The following is a 19,481-nucleotide window of genomic DNA, read 5'->3' as shown; positions in this document are numbered from 1 at the left end:
TCATTTGACCTCTTTCGAGGGTGAGGTCTTATGCGAGTACCTTTGCCCACCTGGGCCTCCCCGCTTGTATCGCTGTCTCGAGCTGACTCGCGATCCCCACATGTGCGTATCAACGCCCCTGAAGTCTCTAATTGTCCAGACCGAAACGGGTGCCCAGCTGCGTCGCGTTTGCCCGCAACCTGTCGGCATCGAACCTCCGAGCCGTCGAATTCCCCGCCACCGGAGGCCAGCGCGCCAGCCGACGGCGCAATCCGCAGGGGCACCCCTGCACCAGGGTTTCCATTGCCGTGACCGTGCAGGAAAACTTCACCTGGGTGAAGCGCTTCGCATCCTACCTCGACGAGGTCGTGTTACTTCGGAACGGCGTGGAAGCAGTTCGCCTCCTCGCAAAGCTATTGGAGCTCGCCGTGCAGCAAGCCGGGAGTGCGCAGCAATGAGCAAGCTTATGCAATTCCCCTCCGGTGGCAAGCGCGCTTCCCCCTGGGATCGGCAGCAGGGACAAGCCTTTCGCGATTTGGAGGGTCCGCTGTCCGTTTGCGTCCGAATGGCCGGTATCGCTGCGCGCAAAATGTCCGATGCTGACGGCGGTCACGATGAGCAACTGGTCTTCGCGGTCCCTCACACGAGGATCTGCTCAGCTCCTACGTTGCTAGCTTTAAGGAGATATCATGATACGCCGGTACAGGAACCACCGAAAGCGCGACCGCCAATGGCTGACGGACCGCAGGCAAAAAGGGGCGCTGAAACAAGGAAGGCCGCAGCAGGGGTACCGCTGCGGCCTTATTGTCAAAAAATCCGGGTGAAAAAGGTCTAAGTGAAATATGGAGCCAGCCCCGGTATCCTTAGAAGAGCACTGCATTGTTTCAGCCGTGCTTCGTCGCGAAAGAAACTGCTGTTCCTTTCGAGGAACTTAGCTGCGCGCAGTGATGCAGCAGAGGGGGAGAGAAGGCCCCCGGTTCACGCTGGCCAGCCTGTGTGCTACTTTCGATCGCTAAGCGACCGGTGCCCGCCGGTCTAAAATCTCAATCAACTCCCGTCGGCTCATAAGGTCGGCGGGCTTTCTTATGGCAAGTGGAAATTCGCGCATGCGACCAGCTGCGCCTTAGTCGATCGATGCCAGGCCGAAGAGCAAACAGCGCGCCGCCTGCGACAAGGGTGCTCCATCCTCCCCAAGTCAGCCAAGCGCGGATCAGTGCTGGGCTTAAATCGAGCAGCGCGAAGGACATGAAGATGTTGTTTTGCATTGCATCGAACCTATTGGATGTCGGCGGGGATCTCCGACGTTTGGCGGCATCGGGAGATCGTAGTCAGCAGCCGCTGAGACCAATGAGGATAAGCAACGTCGGTTCACGCTGGCAGGCCTGATTGTCATTCGGCATGCAAATATTGCCCGTCTAAGCCGGGGGATTGGCCTCCAAAATTTGCAAGCCGATTGACAATCAGCCCAGAGCATATCGATCGTCATTCGTGAGCGCATTTGGCGCCGTTGTCCCAGCCGCGGCTGTGGAGGGATAGTTTGAATGGTAGCCAAAGGCCGCAACAGGGGCGGTCGAAGGAGGTCTGCCTGATAGTGCTTTAGGAATGCTCGCGCAGAAGGCCATATCGTGGCTGGAGGTGACGTGGCTGATTGGGTAGACGGTTGATCGGGCCTCGCCCGCTCACGGCTTCACATAGGTCCATCCCTTTTCCTGCAGTTCCATCACGCGCACGACGCCTGACGTCACCACCGTCGCCTGCTTGACAATCGGTATGGACTTGTTCTCGCTCCTTTGCATCTTCTCCTGGGTATTACCGCAGGCCTTGAACGACACTTCGGGGGCACTAAGGGCCATCTCCTCGATGCGTGCCTTCACCGGCGACGTATCCTCGCGGAGCATGTGCAGGCCCGGACCGAACGTAACCACTTCGATCTTCACCTTTTCGTCGAGCCCTTTGTAATATTCGGTCACGTTCGTCGCGTTGTTGAGCGCGAGATTCATGGCAGCAGGATCATTGGTGTTTACCTGCAGGATCAGATGATGCTCCTTCCCCTTCGGAGCCGTCGGATTGTGCATGCGCGCGAATGCGGATCGCTTCGCTGTCTCGGCCGCAACTCGCGGCTTTTCCGATTTCCGAGCGTCGCTTGCTCGGTAAGTCGGTGACTGGTCATTCGCCACCCAGTATTTTTGCTGGGCCAGCGTGCATGATGTGGAAGCCGCCACAGCGATGGCACCCGTCACAATCAACTTAGCAACAGTTCCAAAATAGCGCATCAGACATCTCCACCTGGAAAATCAACGCACACCATTCTCAATTGTTGGGCCTTGCAACAGCGAGCGGCCATTTACAGATCGCAGCCATCCTCGCGCGCATGGCATCCAACCCTGCGAGGGAAAACGTTGCGCCGTGGCCGGCGCCGGTGCGGGGCGAAAGGTGGACAACAAGGTCCGCATTATTTGGCAGTGACTGCAACAAACGAACAACATCGCCTGCGAGCGCGACGCCAGAGCCCAACACCGGCGCGGTTGCCGCGACCTGCACCGACTCGCTCGCATTAATGCGATAGGATATCGCGTAGTCGTCGCTCCGTGAGATGCCGGGCCCCGCGAGAGACAATTCGGTCCGCCCGCCGCGACAGCGGATCGACAGCTTTATGGACGATTCGACTGAACCGACGCGCGGCGATATCGTCGCGCTCGCGATCGGTGAATAGTCTACAGGCGATGTCGTCTCGCTGATGGTCCAGTTTTCGGCTCTCGACGTTTCGCGACTGGGCGCGGCGGTATGCGACAGCTTGTCGAGGCACTCCATACGCGCCTCACGTCCCATCTGAGAGCAGGCGCGAAGCTGCGCCATGGGATCATCCGCCCCTTGCGCCAAAGCAATCCCGCTAACGAAGGCGACTGTACCGAGCAGCGGGGCGGCGAGCCGGGTCATTGTGATGCCTGTGCGGTGCGCGGCTGACGATCGAGCCATGCCTGCGCGGCAGGAAAACGCGGGAGACCGGGCACCGTCGCTCCGAGGTTGATCGATTTCCACTTCGCGTCGAAGCCCGGTCCCTGCAGCTTGTCGACACGCGAGAACAGATAATCGACGAAGCGTGCAACGCGCTGGAAGCGGTTCGTATTGGCCGGCCAATTGAAGGCGACGAGCGCGGTCGGTACGGCTATGGTGGCCACGCGATCACCTTGCTTGATCAGGTTTGGGTAATCGGCCGCATCGAGAGTTGCAGGAAGATAATAGTCCTCGAACCTGCTGTCATACGGGACGGGCAGGAACTTGAAGCCCGGTTCAAATCGGCCTTTCACAAATGCATCGACCGGTTTCGAGGTAATGAAGACGACGGCCGCAATCTCGCCCTTCCGCATCTGGTCGAGTGCGACCTGATGCGGAATGAACGTCTTCTCGACCTCGATGCCGAGGCGACTAAAGATCAGCGGACCTGAATAGGCCGCTGCCGTACCTCGGTTGTTGAAGTTCACTTTCTTGCCGGCGAGGTCGCTGAAACTCTGTATCTCCGGTCGAACGAAGATCTGCAGTTCAGAGGGGAACAAGTTCAAGACATAGGCAATCCGTCGCTGGATGTCCGGCACTTGGCTCTTGTACTCCTCGAGCGCGTCGGAATTGATGATCGCCGCGTCAATGCCGCGCAAATACAGCAGCGAATTCAGATTTTCTGTGGCGCCCCGTGTCACCACCGGCAGAACGTGCAGATTGTCCCCATCATCAACCACACGCGCCATCTCCGCGGCTAGGCGGATCGGCGCGCCCTCGAGAAGACCGCCGGCGAGGCCCACGGTCCAGGCGTTCATAGCCAGAACTTCAGGCTTGAGCTGGAACCGTTCGGCCTGAATCGGACGAGGCTTGGTCGGCCGTTGCGGCTCCGCATCCGCCGGGAACGGCTGAAGGGCCAGGAGGAACGACGCTAGGCACGCAAGCAGGAGCCGCGAGCGCAATCCGAAAGACCTTTTCATCAACCAGCTCCTTTGCACAACACCCCATTAGCGCGTTCGTCCTTGCCGCAACGACCCCTCTATCGACGCAGCGCCTCAAATCGCGCCTTTGCCTCATTGATTCCTCCCGCCTCGGCCTTCGCGTAGAGATGGCGTGCCTTGATCACATCGCCACGCGTTCCATACGTTCCCCAGCTCGAGAGGGCCAGTGGATCGTAGGTTTCTGCGAGCGCGAAACTTGCCTGGGCACTGCCCATCTCGGCCACGCGTTCCAGCACGATCCGTGCACCACCGACGTCTCCCCGCTCCAGCAGCAAGCGCGCCCGCGCCATCAGTCTCGCTTCTTGCACACCGTCATCAGGTTGGACTTCGGCACTACCTGGATTTCGCGCCACCGTGGCCGGATCCGGGGTTGGTCTCGCCTGCGCGCGCGCCGGCTCCTCCTGCACGAATCGGCCAGGTGCGCCTGTGGCGACCACCCGCGGCGCTACAGGCGACACCGCCGTTGCGAACGCACCGATATCACGGCGCGCCGATGCGAGATTCTTCTCCGATTGCTCGGTCCTGCCGCGCTCCAGCTGCAACATGCCGCGCTGCTCGACAGCCGATTGCCGCGCGGCTTGCTTCATCCCTGCCACTTGCGCGTTCGCTTCGGCTAGGAGCTGGGCCTGGGCATCGAGTTCGCGACGTTTTGTCGTGAGATCAGCAGCCAGTTGCTCAGCCCGCTGCCGCTCTCGTTGGAATGACTGCCGCAATTCGGCAGCCTCTTTTGTCTCTGCCTGTTTGTGCTGTGCCGCTTCGTCGTTGGCCTTGGCCGCTTGAGCCTCATATGCGTAGATTTTGGTGCGCGCCGTCGAGAGATCCTGTGCCATTGCGTCGGCTCTCTCGTGCTCCTTCTGCATCAATCGGCGCAGTTCGGTCGCGCCAACTTCCGTCGTCTGCCTTAGTTTGGCGAGCTCGTCGCCCGCCTTCGTCGTCAGCGCCATTTGGCCTTCCGCGTCACGACGAGCCGCCGCAAGGTCCTGCTCCAATCGCGCAGCTCGCTGGCGCTCCTGCGTCAGCGACTTCTGTGAATCCGATGTGCCGCTCTGCGAAGCCTGCTTCAGCTTCACTGCTTCATCGCTTGCTTTTGCCGCCAGAGCGGTCTGGGTTTCCACGTCGCGACGGGCCGCCACGAGGTCCCGCTCCAAGCGAGCGGCCCGCTCGCGCTCCTGCGCCAGCGACTTCTGCGAATCCGCCGCGCCGCTTTGCGAGGCCTGCTTCAGCTTCACCGTTTCCTCGCTTGCCTTAGCCGCCAGTGCGGTCTGCGTTTCCACGTCACGGCGAGCCGTGGCGAGGTCCTGCTCCAAACGAGCGGCCCGCTCGCGCTCCTGCGCCAGCGACTTCTGCGACGCCGCCCCGCCGCTTTGCGAGGCCTGTTTCAGGTTCACCGCCTCATCGCTTGCCTTGGCCGCCAGTGCGGTCTGCGTTTCCACGTCACGACGAGCGGTGGCGAGGTCCTGCTCGAAGCGAACGGCCCGCTCGCGCTCCTGCGCCAGCGACTTCTGCGACTCCGCCCCGCCGCTTTGCGAGGCCTGCTTCAGCTTCACCGCCTCATCGCTTGCCTTGGCCGCCAGTGCGGTCTGCGTTTCCACGTCACGACGAGCCGTGGCGAGGTCCTGCTCCAAGCGAGTGGCCCGCTCGCGCTCCTGCGCCAGCGACTTTTGCGAGGCCGCGGTGCCGCCCTGCGAAACCTGCTTCAGCTTAGCCGTTTCATCGCTTGCCTTGGCCGCCAGTGCGGTCTGCGTCTCCACCTCGCGACGAGCCGCCGCAAGATCCCGCTCCAACCCCGCGGCCCGCGCAAACTCTTGCTCCAGCGATTTCTGCAGTTCCGCTGCGTGCAAATCCGTTACGCCGGCTTGCGAGGCCTGCTTCAACTTGGCTGCTTCCTCGCTTGTCTTGACCGCCAGTGCGGTCAGGGTTTCCATGTCACGACGATTCGCCGCAAGGTCCCGCTCCAACCGTGCGGCCCGCGCGTGCTCCTGCTCCAGCGACTTCTTCAGCTCCTCTGCCGCTGCGCCGTTTTGCGAGGCCTGCTTCAGCCGAGCCACTTCATCGCTTGCCTTGACCGCCAGTGCGACCACCGTTTCCACGTAGCGACGAGCCGCCTCAAGGTCCTGCTCGAGCCGCGCGACTCGCGCACGCTCCTCCCGTAGCGACTTCGGCAAGTCTGCCGCACCGCCTTGCGACATTTCCTTCAACGATGTTCTCAGTTCGGCGACTTCGCTTTGCAAACCACCTTGGACCCGAACAGACTCCTCGCGCTCCTTCTTCAGCGAACGGTGCAACAATTCAAGATCTCGCCGCGCAGTCGCGAGCTCGCGGGTGAGCATCTCCTCTCTTTGCTCTTGTTCTCCACTCTGATGCGTCTCGCCAGTGTTGCCCGTCTTGGCCGGTTTAAGTTGCTGGGAATTGCCCGCGATACCATTGGATTGCGTAGATTGCGCGTGTGCTCCGTGCCCCGAATCCAGCGTATCTGAAAGACACATCACCAAGAGGCTGGCTGCGAACCATGGGGAACCAGCAGGACTTCTCGTCATCCTGTGAGGGGGTGGCACTTCATCCGACTTGACGCGCGAGCCGTTACTCTCACAAGAACTCCCGCCATCCTTGCGAATGACGATGCTCTCGTGGCTCGGCGCGTCCAGTATCACCTGTCGCATGGTGACATGGCCCATTCTGATATGGCATCATAGGACCAGCCGGCTTCCGGATACTATGCCTCGCATGGACGACCCTGCCTACCTCCTTTGAGCTAGGCTGCTGGCATCGAGATCGACCGCGAATGGACGCAATGCCAACGCCGGCAATAGGATTTATCGGGTTGATGCCGCCGATCACGCCACGCGCGTTTCCAATCTTGCTGTCATCATGGGCTAAGAAGTTCTGGTTCTGCTGATCGGACCGATTGCGGATTGCTCTTCTTCTGGAAGCTTTCGATTACAGGGGTTGCTGATCGCGATCAGAGTTCTGCGCTTGCGGCTGGTCCTCGTCTGCCATTTCTTTATAAGTCGTGGGTCTCTTTGAGGGCTCTAACAGCTCCGGCCTCACAGTACCCCCGGAATGAGAGAGTGTTCACGGGTCAGGCGTTTCGAAAGAAGCCTACGGAGGATCCAGACGCCATCCATCCGCGGGGAAAGTGCGATGCATGGCGCAATCGTATTGCTGAGCGTGGTGCATTACGTATGGAAAAAGGGAAAACCTGCACCATGCCCGATCCGCCACTTAACATGAGCGACGACATTCTCGATCTCATCGTGTTGGAGTGCGGGGTTCTGGCTACTCAAGAATCTCCTCATGAGCTTCTGGGGACAGTTATCCTTGTCACTCAGAAGGGGCGCTATGAGTTCCTAATTGACGAGGAAGCGGGTAATCAACTCGTACAGAAGCTGAGAGAGTTGCTGCGCCGAGACCAGCCAAATCCCGGTGGTTAACGCTTCATAGGGCCTTAAGCATTCTCGGTGGCTCAACCTTGGCCAAATCGTCGTGGGCTAAACTATACCGACATTTTGCATTCCCTCTCAGGGCTGGTAAGTCGCCGCCTGCGCTCATTTAGCCAGGGGGCGTTTTTACTGGCGGACAGAAACCCAGACCGGCGCGAACACGATGGGGTCCCTTGCGGTGTCCCTATTTCTTATTCATCGGCGGCGAAACGTCGCCCGGCTTTTCTGAGTTTCGATCCGCCGTTCTGTTCGATCTATCCAGTGAATTACGGTTGCACTGGTCCGATCCCGCGGGCCGGACAGACCGCGACGTGGCGCCGCGGCTTAATTGTCTCGAAATGAACGTCCGAGACGGCGCATCTTAGGGTTTGCTAGCGGCGCGGGCACCTTCATCGGCGACTGCTCGCTATTGGAAGCGACCTTGATCGTACCGAAGGGCCGCCTGCCAACTTTAACGGTCAGAGTCGAAGTGCAGGCAACGTCATCTCTGGGCCGCGCTGGAAGCGAGTGGTTCATTCCCCAAATCGCCGCCTGGGTCCGGTTCTGAACCCGGATCTTGCGAAGGATCGCCTTGACGTGAACCTTTACGGTAGCCTCGGCGACAGCGATCTTGCGCGCGATGGACTTGTTGGAGTCGCCTTCGATGAGACATTGCAGGACCGTCCTCTCGCGGGGCGATAATTGCTGCGCGAACTGGTCGTCTTCCGTGATGGCGAGCTTGGAGCCGCTCTTGTGTCGCTGCTCCAAAGCTTCGCATAAACCGCTTTCCGCCTCGAGTTCAAGCGACATCAGAGATGCCTGGGGGAAAACGGTTTCGCCCATCATCAGTAGCTCAATGGATTTGATGAAGACGTCGCGCGTCATGACGTCGGCGAAGTAGCCGTGCGTGCCCGCGCGAAACGCGGCAATCATCTCGTCACGCTGATAGTGATTGGTGATCACCGCAATACGAACTCCTGGATTGCGATCCCTCAGGAATTCAAGCTGTTCGATCATCGAATCGAAACAATCGTCGGTGTGCACGATCAAAGCCAACTGTTCGTCAGCCTGCTCCGACAGATCATCAACACTTGATACAGAAGTCAGACTACGAAAATGCGCGGATCGCAGAATTCCAGCGATACCCTCTCTTATCAATACGTTTCGGCCAATAAGAATCGTTGCGATAAATTGTCGCTTAAGCATACCAAGTCTCCCAGCCCTTGACGCAATGACAACCTAGACGGGGCAGTCGACAACGGAATCTCTATATTGAGGGGACCGCGGCCTGTGCTTGAACTCAGTAATATCGATCTTTGAAACCAGATCTTAGTTCAGAGGATGATCTCTCCGCAAAATTGCAGCTGCCGTGTCTTTACATCTCCTTCTCTCGGGCGATGGAACTCGCAGGCGTCGCATCGCCATTGCTAAATGTTGCAATGCCTTTTCTGAATGTTAAATTCAAATTGCCAATATCTCTATATATCTTTGGGTATAGTCTTTTTGACTGGTTAATCTATGCTGCATCAGCGAATTGATCGCGAGTCGCTCAGCAATATTTGGGTGACCGTTCGAACGTTAAAGAAAGACGAGCGGTTGCGTACCGCTACCACCTTGATCGCTGAGCGACGCTTGGTCCCTGTATTGATCGTACTGATGTCCTTCGGCACGCACCGAAGAAGAACAAGAACAATTAACGAAAATAAGGGGGTGGGGCGCGGTTCCCTACTCTCGGGGAGGCGAGGAATCGTCTGAATGGATCGGATAAGTGTCGTAATAGCGGACCGGCATCCGGTGGTGCTGAGTGGCTTGAGTGGTTTGCTCGAGGCCCATCGTGATTTTTGCATCGTCGCATCCTGCAGTGATGGTGCACAATGCATCGAGGCCTTGCGCAATTTCAGGCCTGACATTGCTATCGTCGATGTCGCGCTGCCTGGATTGCCTAGCTTGGAGCTTATTTCCATTGTGAGCTCGGAAGGAATTCGAACACGACTGGTGTTCTTTGCTGCATCGCGACAAGATCGCGAATTGGTCCTGTCGTCTGCGATCAATGGTCACAGCATCTTCTTGAAAGAGATGGCGCCAGATGCGCTCCTGCTGGCCCTTCGCCGAATCGCAGAGAGACGCAGCCTCTCGGCTCGATCTTTGTCCGAGCATTCGGTTCCCCCTGAACCGGGTTTGCAGAATGCTTTGGCAACGCTAACTGGTCGAGAGCGCCAGATCGCGCGTCTGGTGTCGGAAGGATTATCGAACAAGGCAATAGGGCGTCGGCTGAATATTACAGATGGCACGATCAAAGTGCATCTTCATCACGTCTTCCAGAAGCTCCATGTTTCTAGTCGCACGGTGCTGGTTGCCCTTGCGATCGCGCGGCCTGCCAACGCGAGTACGCTTGCTCGAAAGAAAGGGCGGCCACGGGCTCGCCGCAACTAAGTAGCGTCATCGACCAGCGGCCTGTCCTTCGGCTCCGCCCGTTTCATCCAAGTCGACGACGTTGCGTCACGCGGAGGCCGGGCATTTTCTCTGACAGTCTAAATAGGGATCGATGCAGTAGCATCCTAGTGGCGCGAGGTGGGAGATTGATTGCATCTCTCTCGCCGCAGCTGGCGGGAAACTCTGACGCGCAACAGGGTTTCTCGTTGGACACGCTCGCCCCTTTTGAATTGTAGTGATGCTGTCGATTTGGAGGCGGTTGGTCAGTCGCGAAATCACTAACATTTCGATCGATTGGGCGCCTTGCGAATACGTCGCGCCGCGTCACGCGAGTTCGCGAGACATTTCGTCGGCGTGATGATTTAGTTTAAGGAAGCGCTCCATGCCGATAAAGATCGGAAATCGGATCACGCTCGACGGCGATTTCAGTGATTGGACGCCGGCTGATCTCGTCGAGCAATCGCTCAACAGCGTGACGAATTACCAAGTCTTCGGCGCCCTTGCGGATGACGACGCGCTAGGCAAGACCTATGTCATTGGTATCCAAGCAGCGGTCGCGAACGATCCGACCCTCGCGGCATTCACATATATTTATCTAAACACAGATCAGAGCAGAGCGACCGGCTATAGTCCGTTCGGCAGCGTCGGGGCTGAGTACTACGTGCAGTTTGGGCCCGACTCGAACAACGTGCTCCAGCCCTACCTTTACCTCGTGGAGTCCACCGGCGTTGCCAGCCAACTCAACGGCGGAGCGCCGCTCAACTTCGCGACCTCTGCCGACGGCGAAAGTGTCGAGATCGCAGTTCCACAAGCGCTCCTGACACCATCCGGCGGGGCTGCACCGACCTCAATCAATTTTGCGACCCTCATCAACAATAGTGTGGTTCTGCCGTCAGACTTCAGTAGCGCCACGCCCCAATACACAATCGTCGATCCCTCCGTCGCGGCAAGCAGCCCAGTCACGATCGGAGGCCTAACGCTCGATGGTCAGTTTGCGGACTGGCCGGCGGCAGACCTTATCATGACGCCATCGAACACGGTGGCCGGGTATCAGGTCTACGGAGCGCTCATTGATGACGCTACGCTCGGCAAAAACTACGTGGTCGGTATCAGTGCAACCGTATCGAACGATCCGGCGATCGCCGCGAATACATTCGTCTATTTGAACACCGACCAAAACAGGACGACGGGCTATGGCCCGTTCGGCAGCGCTGTAGGAGCGGAGTACTACGTCCAGTTCGCCGCCGACCCGAGTGGCGTAATCCGGCCTTATCTCTACTCGGTGGACTCCGCCGGTGTTGCGACCCAGCTCAATGGTGGCGCGCCGCTCAGTTTCGGCGTCTCCGCCGATGGCGAAAGTGTCGAGGTTGCGATTCCACAGGCACTACTGATGGCATCTGGTGGAACCGCGCCCAATTCGATCTCTATTGCTGCTCTTATCAACAACGGCGCGGCCGCTTTGCCTGGGGATTTCAGCAGCAGTGCGCAATATGTCATCATCGACCCATCCGTCCCGACAACTCCTCCGGTAACGATCGGAAGCGTGATCACTCTTGACGGTCAGTTTGCAGATTGGCAGGCGACCGATTCCGTCGAAAGGCCGGGCAATTCGGTCGCAGGTTACCAGGTCAATGGCGCCCTGATTACCGATGCCACGCTGGGTAAGACTTACGTCATTGGCATTGAAGCGACCGACGCCGCAGACCCGGTCATCGGAGCAAATACCTTCGTCTATCTCAATACGGATCAAAACGCCGCATCGGGCTTCAAGGTGTTCGGCAGCAGCATCGGTGCTGAATACTATGTGCAGTTCGCGCCCGACGCGAGCAGCAACAACGCCCTTAAGCCATATCTGTATTCGGCAGCAAGCGGCACGCCCACCTTGCTAAACAACGGAGCGCCGCTCAACTTTGCCATGTCGGCCGATGGCAAGAGTGTCGAATTGGCCATTTCACAGGCATTGTTGACGCCCTCCGGCGGCTCCGCACCGCACTCGATCAATTTTGCCGCCTTGATCAACAATGCGATTGGATTGCCGGGCGACTTCAGCGGCACGCAATACACCATCACCGATCCCTCTACGTTGGTACCGGTTGATCACACGATCAAGAAGGTTGCGATCATCTATTCGGCGACAACGGCGGCCATGTATTTCGGGGGCGCCGGCAGCGGCGGCGAGTCGGGTACCGGATCGGTCCCTGGCGCTAGTGGAGCGGGGCAGACCGCATATTCCGACCTGTTCATGGCTGCGCAGCATCAGGCGGCCGCGGCTGGCGTGTCCTACGACCTCCTGACGGAGGCCGATCTGACCAATGTCGCCAAGCTCTCGCAATATAGCGCGCTGATTTTTCCGAGCATGGAGAATGTTCAGTCCAGTCAGGTGTCCGCGATCGTCAACGCGCTGACCAGCGTGGTCTACGACTACCATGTGCCCATCATTACAGCGGGCAATTTCCTGACCAATGACCAGAGTGGCGCACCGCTGCCCGGCAATTCCTACGCCAACATGCAATCGCTGCTGAACGTCACGCTCGGTCAGTTCGGCACCGGGACGTATTCTGTGACGGCGAACGCGGATGCGCTGGCCGGCAACAATTCCGTGGTCTCTGGCTACGCCGCTGGCGAATTGATCGGCGGTGCCAGCGGCCAATTCGCCGGCCAGCCGGCGGGCTACTATACCAACACCGGCTATCTCACCTTCAACGGTGTGTCGCAGCCCGCCACGGTGCTGGCTGATATCAACGTTCAGGGCGGAGGGTCAGTGGCTGGAGTGGTGCAAACCACCACAGGCGGCACCAACACGGTATTCTCGACCACCGGCCTGCTCGGCGACAGTAACTTGCTGCAACACGCGATTCAGAACGCCGTGTTCGGCACGACGCCGAGCCTGACGCTCGATATCTCCCGTATGCAAGGCGTGCTCGCCTCGCGCACGGATCTGGATCAGTCGCAGTTCCCGTCCGATGTCTCGCCTGAAGGCGGCGGGGTGGGCATCTATTCCCAGTTGATGCCGATCCTGCAGCAATGGAAGCAGCAGTTCAATTTCGTGGGCAGCTACTATGCCAATATCGGCGACGACTCCAATCCAGCCAACGAGAACCTCACCAATTGGGCGGTCTCCAGTGCCATCTACAAGGCGCTCATGGCAATGGGTAATGAGATCGGCTCGCATTCCTATACGCATCTAATCAATCCGCCGGCCTTCGACGCCAACGGCAATCCGGTGCCGACCACCGTGATCAACGGCGAGACCGTCTCCACCTGGAATGAGAACACCAACACGCTCTACACCACGGCCCCTGCCAATGCGCCAAACTGGACGTTCGCTTACGAGTTTGGTCAAGCGAAGGCGATTCTACAGCAGCAGCTCGGCATCACGCTAGCCGGCGCGGCCGTGCCGGGCGCCAATGACTGGATTGCAACGTCCCAGCAGATTCTACCTTACTTCCAGAGTGCGGCGGGCCTCACGGGTTACGTCACCGGCGGCTGGACCGGCGTGGGTGCGGGCTATCCCAATGCCTTCGGCTACATCGATCCGAGCAACACCAACTCGGTCTACATTGCGCCCAACGTCACGTTCGATTTCACGGAGATTGGGTTCCAGCACAAAACGCCGGAACAGGCGCTCGCGGATTGGCAGACATTGTTCGGTCAGCTCTCGTCCAATTCGCAGGCCCCGATCCTGGTATGGCCGTGGCACGACTACGGACCGACAGACTGGAACACCAACGGCACGAGCGCGGACTCGGGCTACAACACGCAGATGTTTACGGACTTCATCTCCTACGCCTACGACCAGGGCTATGAGTTCGTCACTGTCTCGGATCTCGCCGCCCGCATCGCCGCGCAGCAGAAGGCGACCCTCAGCGAGACCACCAATGGCAACGTGATCACCGCGACGATCACGCCGGATCCGACGGCGCCGGATCTCGGTTCAATGGCATTGAACGTTACCAACGGCGCTGGCCAAATCATCCAGAACGCGGGCAACTGGTACGCGTTCGACAACAATAGCATCTTCCTGCCGCGCGGAGGCGGAACCTTCAACGTCACGCTGGGAACCAGCCAGGATGAGGTCACACATATCAACTATCTGGCGATGCGCGCGGACCTGCTCTCCGTGACCGGCGACGGAACTAACCTGGCGTTCGCCATGACGGGCGACGGCGAGGTTGATGTCCACGTCCAGGCGTCGGACGCGAACATCATCTCGATCCAGGGTGGCCAGACGGCGACACTCTTCGGATCCGATCTGGCACTGATGTTCAATGACGGCGCGCTGGCGGTTGATCCAAACGGGCCACAAGGCCTGGCACTCAGGCATGACATCACGATTACGAACGCACTCGCCGCGGTCGCCTCGAGCGGCAACGATATCATCTTCGGCAGCTGGACCAATGACACGATCAATACCCTGGGCGGCAACGACGCCATCACGGGCGGCGGTGGTAACGACATCATCGATGGCGGAACCGGCACCAACATGGCGGTCTATTCGGGCCTCCGAACCGACTATAGTTTCACGCTGAATGCGGACGGCAGTGTCATCGTGGTCGACACGCGCGATGGCTCGCCTGACGGCACCGATACCGACATCAATATCCAGAACTTCCAGTTTGCCGACGCGAGCATCGTGCCCAAGGCCCAATTGCCGTTTTCCGCTATCATGGGAACGGCGGGCAATGACACCCTGACGAGCTCCGCCGTCATCCCGGCAACAGGTCAGACTGTCTATGGACTGGCGGGCAACGACACGCTGACGGCCAGCGCCGGAGGCAACGTTACCCTGAACGGCGGCGACGGAAATGACACCCTGACCGACGTCGGCGCGGCCGCTGCGGCGACCATCGTCGATACCTTAATCGGCGGTGCTGGTGACGATACGTACGTCGTGACGCGGGCCAATGATGTCATCGTCGAAACGCTCAACGGCGGCACCGACACCGTTCGTACGAATCTTTCCAGCTTGGTGCTGGCTGCTAACGTGGACAATCTCGTCTACACAGGCACAACCGGCATTACCCTCACTGGCAATGCGCTGGCCAACACGTTCAGCGGTTTCCACGGCTCGACCACATTCAATGGAAGCGACGGCACGGACACTGCCTTGTTCACAGGAGAATTTGGCCAGTACACCAAGACCAGGAATGCCGACGGCAGCATCAAGCTTGTCGATGCGAGGACGGGCTCGCCGGACGGCACCGCGACCTTCAGCAACGTTGAATTCTTCCAGTTCAGCGACGGGCTCGGCCTGACGGCTGCGCAACTAGGTCCGGCGACTGTGATTAACGGAACGCCCGGCAACAATACTCTGACGAGCACGGCCGCGGGCGCCATTATTTCCGGGCTCGCCGGCGATGACACGATGACGGCCGGGGCCGCCAATCAGATCCTTGATGGCGGAGCCGGAAACGATACCCTTCGAGACAATGGCAAGACCGGCGTCATCTTGTTTGGCGGGGCGGGCAACGACACGTACGTCGTGACCAGCGCCGGCACTGTCGTTACCGAGCTCGCGGGCAATGGCACGGACGCCGTGCAGACCTCCCTTTCAAGCTATCAACTTCCCAGCACTATCGAGAGCCTCACCTACACTGGAAGCGGGGCGTTCGCCTCGACCGCGACCGCAACAGGGCAGACGATTGCTGGCGGCTCCGGTGTCGATACGCTGAGCGATGGTGGATTCGGCAGCATCACGCTCCGAGGCAATGGCGGTGCAGACAAGTTCTTCGTGACCAATGCTGCCACAACGGTTGTCGAGACAGGCAGTTCAAGCTCCAGCGTAACGACCACGCTGTCCAGCTACACTCTGCCAAGCAACGTTGCGAACCTGACTTACAATGGATCCTCCGCCTTCACCGGCACTGGCAATTCCTCGGCGAATACCATCACAGGCGGCGTAGGGAACGACACGCTGTCCGGCGGTGGCGGTGCGGACACGCTGGTCGGCGGGGCCGGAAACGACAAGCTGACGGCCGGTGGGGGAGGCGTGGATAATTTCGTGTTCGCGCCGATAAATCCCACCACGGTGAATGGCGTCTACAATGCCGGTTTCGGCCTCGATGTGATCACCGACTTCAACGCCAATCCGCTCAGCTCCGATCACGACGTCTTGCAGCTGTCCGCGTCGATGTTTGCCGCGGGCACCACTGCATCGGCGATCGCCAATGGAACGGCCCATAACGTAGCGGGCGGCTTGGTCAGCGTCCTGCAGTCGGGGTCGAACGTCGTCATCACGGTGGATCCCACCGACACGATTACGCTCAATAACGTTACGCTTACGCTGCTCAAATTGGGCGCCTCGACCGACATCCATCTCGTGTGATCGAAAGAAAAGAACCCGTTCGACTTCTACCTGAATTCATTATCTCCCGCGGTTGTCAGTATTTTCTCGCGTTGCATATTTTCATGCAGCGCCCGTAGTCGACGATTTTCGTTTGCGTTACAAATTTGGGGGTCACTTAGATGATCATTGCGCAGCATGAGATTGCTTTCATCGACCGTGACGTGGACGACCTGGCCGCATTGCTGGCAGGTTTGCGGTCAGAGGTCGAGCCAATCGTACTGTCGGCCGACGCACCCGCTCCGCGGCAGATGGCGGCGGTCCTGAAGCATCGGTCGGAACTTTCTGCCATCCATCTGATTGCGCACGGCGCGCCCGGACAAGTGAACTGCGGGTCGAGCGCTCTCGCACTTGAGACGATCGAAAACGACCACAACGATCTTGCGATCATTGGCCGCGCCCTCGGTGAGGGCGGCTCGTTGCAGCTGTGGGCGTGCAACGCGGCGAGGGGAGAACGCGGCGCGGCGTTCGTCGATGCGTTGGCTCGTGTGACGGGTGCGGAGGTGTTGGCAGCTACCGGTTTGGTCGGCGCCACCGCCCTTGGAGGCGACTGGGAGCTTCGCGCGCGATCGGGTGCAAGCGAGGTCCGGACGCCGCTGACTGCGCATGGAATGGCAAATTATGCGGCCGTAATGGTAGCCAAGGTCTGGACGGGTCTCGGCGGCAGCACGGGTAATCCGAGCAACGGCAGCTGGAGCTTAGGTATTAACTGGAGCCCAAGTGGCGTTCCCGCGGCCGGTGATGACGTGACGATCGGTGGCAACTCGGGCGGCAGCTATACCGTTACCCTTGATGTCAACTCCGCTGCACTCAACTCACTTACGATCAGTTTTAACAATGGCGCGACGCTAGGGATCGCCAGCGGCAAGACACTCAACGTGACCAATGCCATCAGCTTGAGCGGGACCAGCAACAGCATCGCGATGACGGGTGGCACGGTCAACGCCGGCTCCCTCGCGCTGACGACAATTACTTCCAACGTGACGGGTGTGGGCACGCTGAATATCTCCGGTCACTATACCGGGACAGGCAAGTTGACGGCAAGCGGTGGCACCCTCGATGTATTCGGGACGGTCGACAGCGGCGTTGTGCTGTCGATTGCTACCTCAGCTCCTTCGAACCTGAAGCTTGAAGGCACCGCGACGTCCGCGGCTGCGATTGCGCTTACCAATACCAACCAGACGCTGGAAATCGGCGCCAACGGCAGCTTGACGATCAATGCAGCGCAGAGCGTCACCAATGGCGCCGATATCAAGCTCGACGGCGGTACGCTGACCGATTCGTTCGGTGTTACCATCGGCACTGGATCGACGTTGAATGGCTCGGGCATAGTGGCGGCGAACGTCGGGGCCGGCACCGGTACGATCACAGCCAGTGGCGGCGTTCTGAATCTGACCGGCACGGTGGTGGCCAATGGCGGTCCGGTATTCACAATCGCGACGAGTTCAGCCTCAACGCTGAAGTTTTCGAGCGCGGCGACGATGGCTGCGATATCCATCAACAATGCGAATCAGACCTTGGAGATCGGCGCCGCCGGTAGCCTGACAATCACCGGAGCAGAGAGCATCACGGCTGGCACGATCCAGCTCGACGGCGGCACGTTAACCGATGCGTCCGGCCTCACGATCGGCAGCGGGGCGAAGCTGATCGGATCGGGCACGGTTGTAGCCAATATCGCAGCCGGCAGTGGTACAATCACCGCCAGCGGCGGCGTTTTGAACGTGACCGGAACAGTAGCCAGCGGCAACGTGTTGGCCATTGCGACCGGGTCAGCGTCGACGCTGAAGTTCTCCGGTACGGCGACCGCTGCGGCTGCGATTGCGATCAACAATGCCAACCAAACGCTTGAGATTGGAGCCGGTGGCAATCTGACGATCGGCTCGGCCGAAAGCATTACCAACGGCAAGATTGTATTGAGCGGCGGCACGCTGACTGACGCTGCTGGCGTCACCATTGGTAGTGGTGCGACGCTGAGCGGCACTGGTACGGCAGGTGCGATCACGCTTTCGGCCGGAACGATCACCCAGACCGGTGGCGCGCTCTTATTGACGAGTGTCACCGGAAATGGCTCTGTAAATGGCACCATCACCAATGCGGCAATCATCGCCAAGGGTGGTACGCTCGATCTCTTCGGCTCGATTGCCGGAACGAGCACGCTTGCTATTGATTCCAGCCTGGCGGCTACGCTGAAGATCGATGGGACGGTTTCCTCCGGTGCGATTGCGATCAGCAATGCCAACCAGACGCTGGAGATCGGCGCCACTGGCGCCCTGACGCTGGCCGCCGCGGAAAGCATCACGAACGGCAAGATCCAGCTCGACGGCGGCACGCTGACCGATGCATCCGGCCTGACGATCGGCGCCGGCGCGACATTGATCGGAATGGGTACAGTAGCGGGGCCTGTGAATGGCGTCGGTACCGTCACCGCCAGCGGTGGGACTCTGGCGTTCACGGGCACTGTCGATGCCGCGAGCGCGACTTCGTTCCATATTGCCAACATCGCCGGTTCAGTGCTGAAGTTCAGTGGTGCCGTTGGCACCGCCTCGATTCATCCAACAGTTACATTTGATGGCGGCCAGGGCGTTCTTGATCTCTCGTCCGACACGCTCCCGAATTTCCACGCCACGATTGCCAATTTCACGAATGGCGAAGGCATCAAGGTCAACGGAGCTGCCGCCGTCGTGCTCGACTCATCGGGCACCTTCATCACCGTTTACGACGCGGCTCACAATTCTCTTGGAACCCTCGCCCTGTCGACCTCGTATGTCGGCAGTGAGTTCGCCGTCTCGGGCGGCACTATTTCAGTAAACGCGGACACGACGACGCCGACCGGCGGAACACCAGACCTAGTCGCTGCGTCCGACTCCGGTTTGTCGCCCAGCGACGACATCACCAATGTGACCACAGCGACGTTCAGCGTCGCGCTCAATGCGACGGTCGCGGTTGGAGACACCGTTCAGTTGCTGCTCGGCGGCTCGCCGCTGGCCCATCCCGTGACGCATACGGTCACATTTGCCGACCTCGCTGCCGGCAGCGTGAACCTCACCGTCGCGGCACAGGATCTGGGTACGGATGGAATCAAGTCAATTTCGGCGAAATTTACCGATTTGGCCGCACACACATCGACGACCTCGGCATTGGCGGTCACGCTTGATACCACCATCGCAACCCCGACGTTGGCACTGACCAGCGATACCGGCAGTTCGAACGGCGATCACATCACCAAGAGTGGCATGCTCACGGTGAGCGCGGCTGCGGCCGACGTCACGCGCGTGTACACGGTCGACGGCGCGGCTTCGGCCAGCTATGCTG

At 59.5% G+C, this 19,481-nt stretch carries 10 protein-coding genes; 5 read left to right on the top strand and 5 right to left on the bottom strand.

The features are described 5' to 3' along the window. Positions 1 to 131 precede the first annotated feature (131 nt). On the top strand, positions 132 to 437 hold the full coding sequence (locus AC0L3C_RS21905) for a hypothetical protein (RefSeq protein ID WP_473408956.1): 306 nt from the start codon (positions 132 to 134) through the stop codon (positions 435 to 437). Positions 438 to 1,658: 1,221 nt separating this feature from the next. On the opposite strand, the gene AC0L3C_RS21900 is transcribed toward AC0L3C_RS21905, so the two are convergent. The 4 genes from AC0L3C_RS21900 to AC0L3C_RS21885 are packed head-to-tail and all read right to left on the bottom strand — an operon-like array spanning position 1,659 to position 6,304. Next, positions 1,659 to 2,252 carry a DsrE family protein gene (locus AC0L3C_RS21900; RefSeq protein ID WP_473408955.1) on the bottom strand — a complete coding sequence of 198 codons (594 nt, stop codon included), beginning with the start codon at positions 2,250 to 2,252 and terminating at the stop codon, positions 1,659 to 1,661. Between the two features lie 37 nt (positions 2,253 to 2,289). Beyond that, the gene (locus AC0L3C_RS21895; protein ID WP_473408954.1) at positions 2,290 to 2,916 is read right to left on the bottom strand and encodes a hypothetical protein; all 627 of its coding nucleotides are present in this window, start codon (positions 2,914 to 2,916) and stop codon (positions 2,290 to 2,292) included. Then, on the bottom strand, positions 2,913 to 3,953 hold the full coding sequence (locus AC0L3C_RS21890) for a TAXI family TRAP transporter solute-binding subunit (protein ID WP_473408953.1): 1,041 nt from the start codon (positions 3,951 to 3,953) through the stop codon (positions 2,913 to 2,915). Before AC0L3C_RS21890 ends, AC0L3C_RS21895 begins: the two co-directional genes overlap by 4 nt. Positions 3,954 to 4,012: 59 nt before the next feature. Further along, entirely contained in the window at positions 4,013 to 6,304 is a 2,292-nt protein-coding gene (locus AC0L3C_RS21885) for a hypothetical protein (RefSeq protein WP_473408952.1), read from the bottom strand. A 738-nt stretch (positions 6,305 to 7,042) separates the two neighbouring features. Here AC0L3C_RS21885 and AC0L3C_RS21880 point away from each other — a divergent pair. Then, positions 7,043 to 7,405 carry a hypothetical protein gene (locus tag AC0L3C_RS21880; RefSeq protein WP_473408951.1) on the top strand — a complete coding sequence of 121 codons (363 nt, stop codon included), beginning with the start codon at positions 7,043 to 7,045 and terminating at the stop codon, positions 7,403 to 7,405. 333 nt (positions 7,406 to 7,738) lie between these two features. On the opposite strand, the gene AC0L3C_RS21875 is transcribed toward AC0L3C_RS21880, so the two are convergent. Beyond that, positions 7,739 to 8,599 carry a LuxR C-terminal-related transcriptional regulator gene (locus tag AC0L3C_RS21875; RefSeq protein WP_473408950.1) on the bottom strand — a complete coding sequence of 287 codons (861 nt, stop codon included), beginning with the start codon at positions 8,597 to 8,599 and terminating at the stop codon, positions 7,739 to 7,741. A 549-nt stretch (positions 8,600 to 9,148) separates the two neighbouring features. Between AC0L3C_RS21875 and AC0L3C_RS21870 the strand changes: the two genes are divergently transcribed. The 3 genes from AC0L3C_RS21870 to AC0L3C_RS21860 form a co-directional block, all read left to right on the top strand. Beyond that, the gene (locus AC0L3C_RS21870; RefSeq protein ID WP_473408949.1) at positions 9,149 to 9,826 is read left to right on the top strand and encodes a LuxR C-terminal-related transcriptional regulator; all 678 of its coding nucleotides are present in this window, start codon (positions 9,149 to 9,151) and stop codon (positions 9,824 to 9,826) included. 382 nt (positions 9,827 to 10,208) lie between these two features. Then, positions 10,209 to 16,151, top strand: coding sequence for a hypothetical protein (locus AC0L3C_RS21865; protein ID WP_473408948.1), 5,943 nt, complete (start codon positions 10,209 to 10,211; stop codon positions 16,149 to 16,151). A 140-nt stretch (positions 16,152 to 16,291) separates the two neighbouring features. Next, positions 16,292 to 19,481, top strand: a 3,190-nt coding sequence (locus AC0L3C_RS21860; protein WP_473408947.1) for a DUF4347 domain-containing protein, incomplete at its 3' end; no start/stop codon positions are given.

It is taken from the genome of Bradyrhizobium sp. WSM4872 (genome assembly GCF_055811715.1).
Note: the sequence above shows the minus strand (reverse complement) of the source record. Positions and strands in the feature narration are given on the sequence as shown.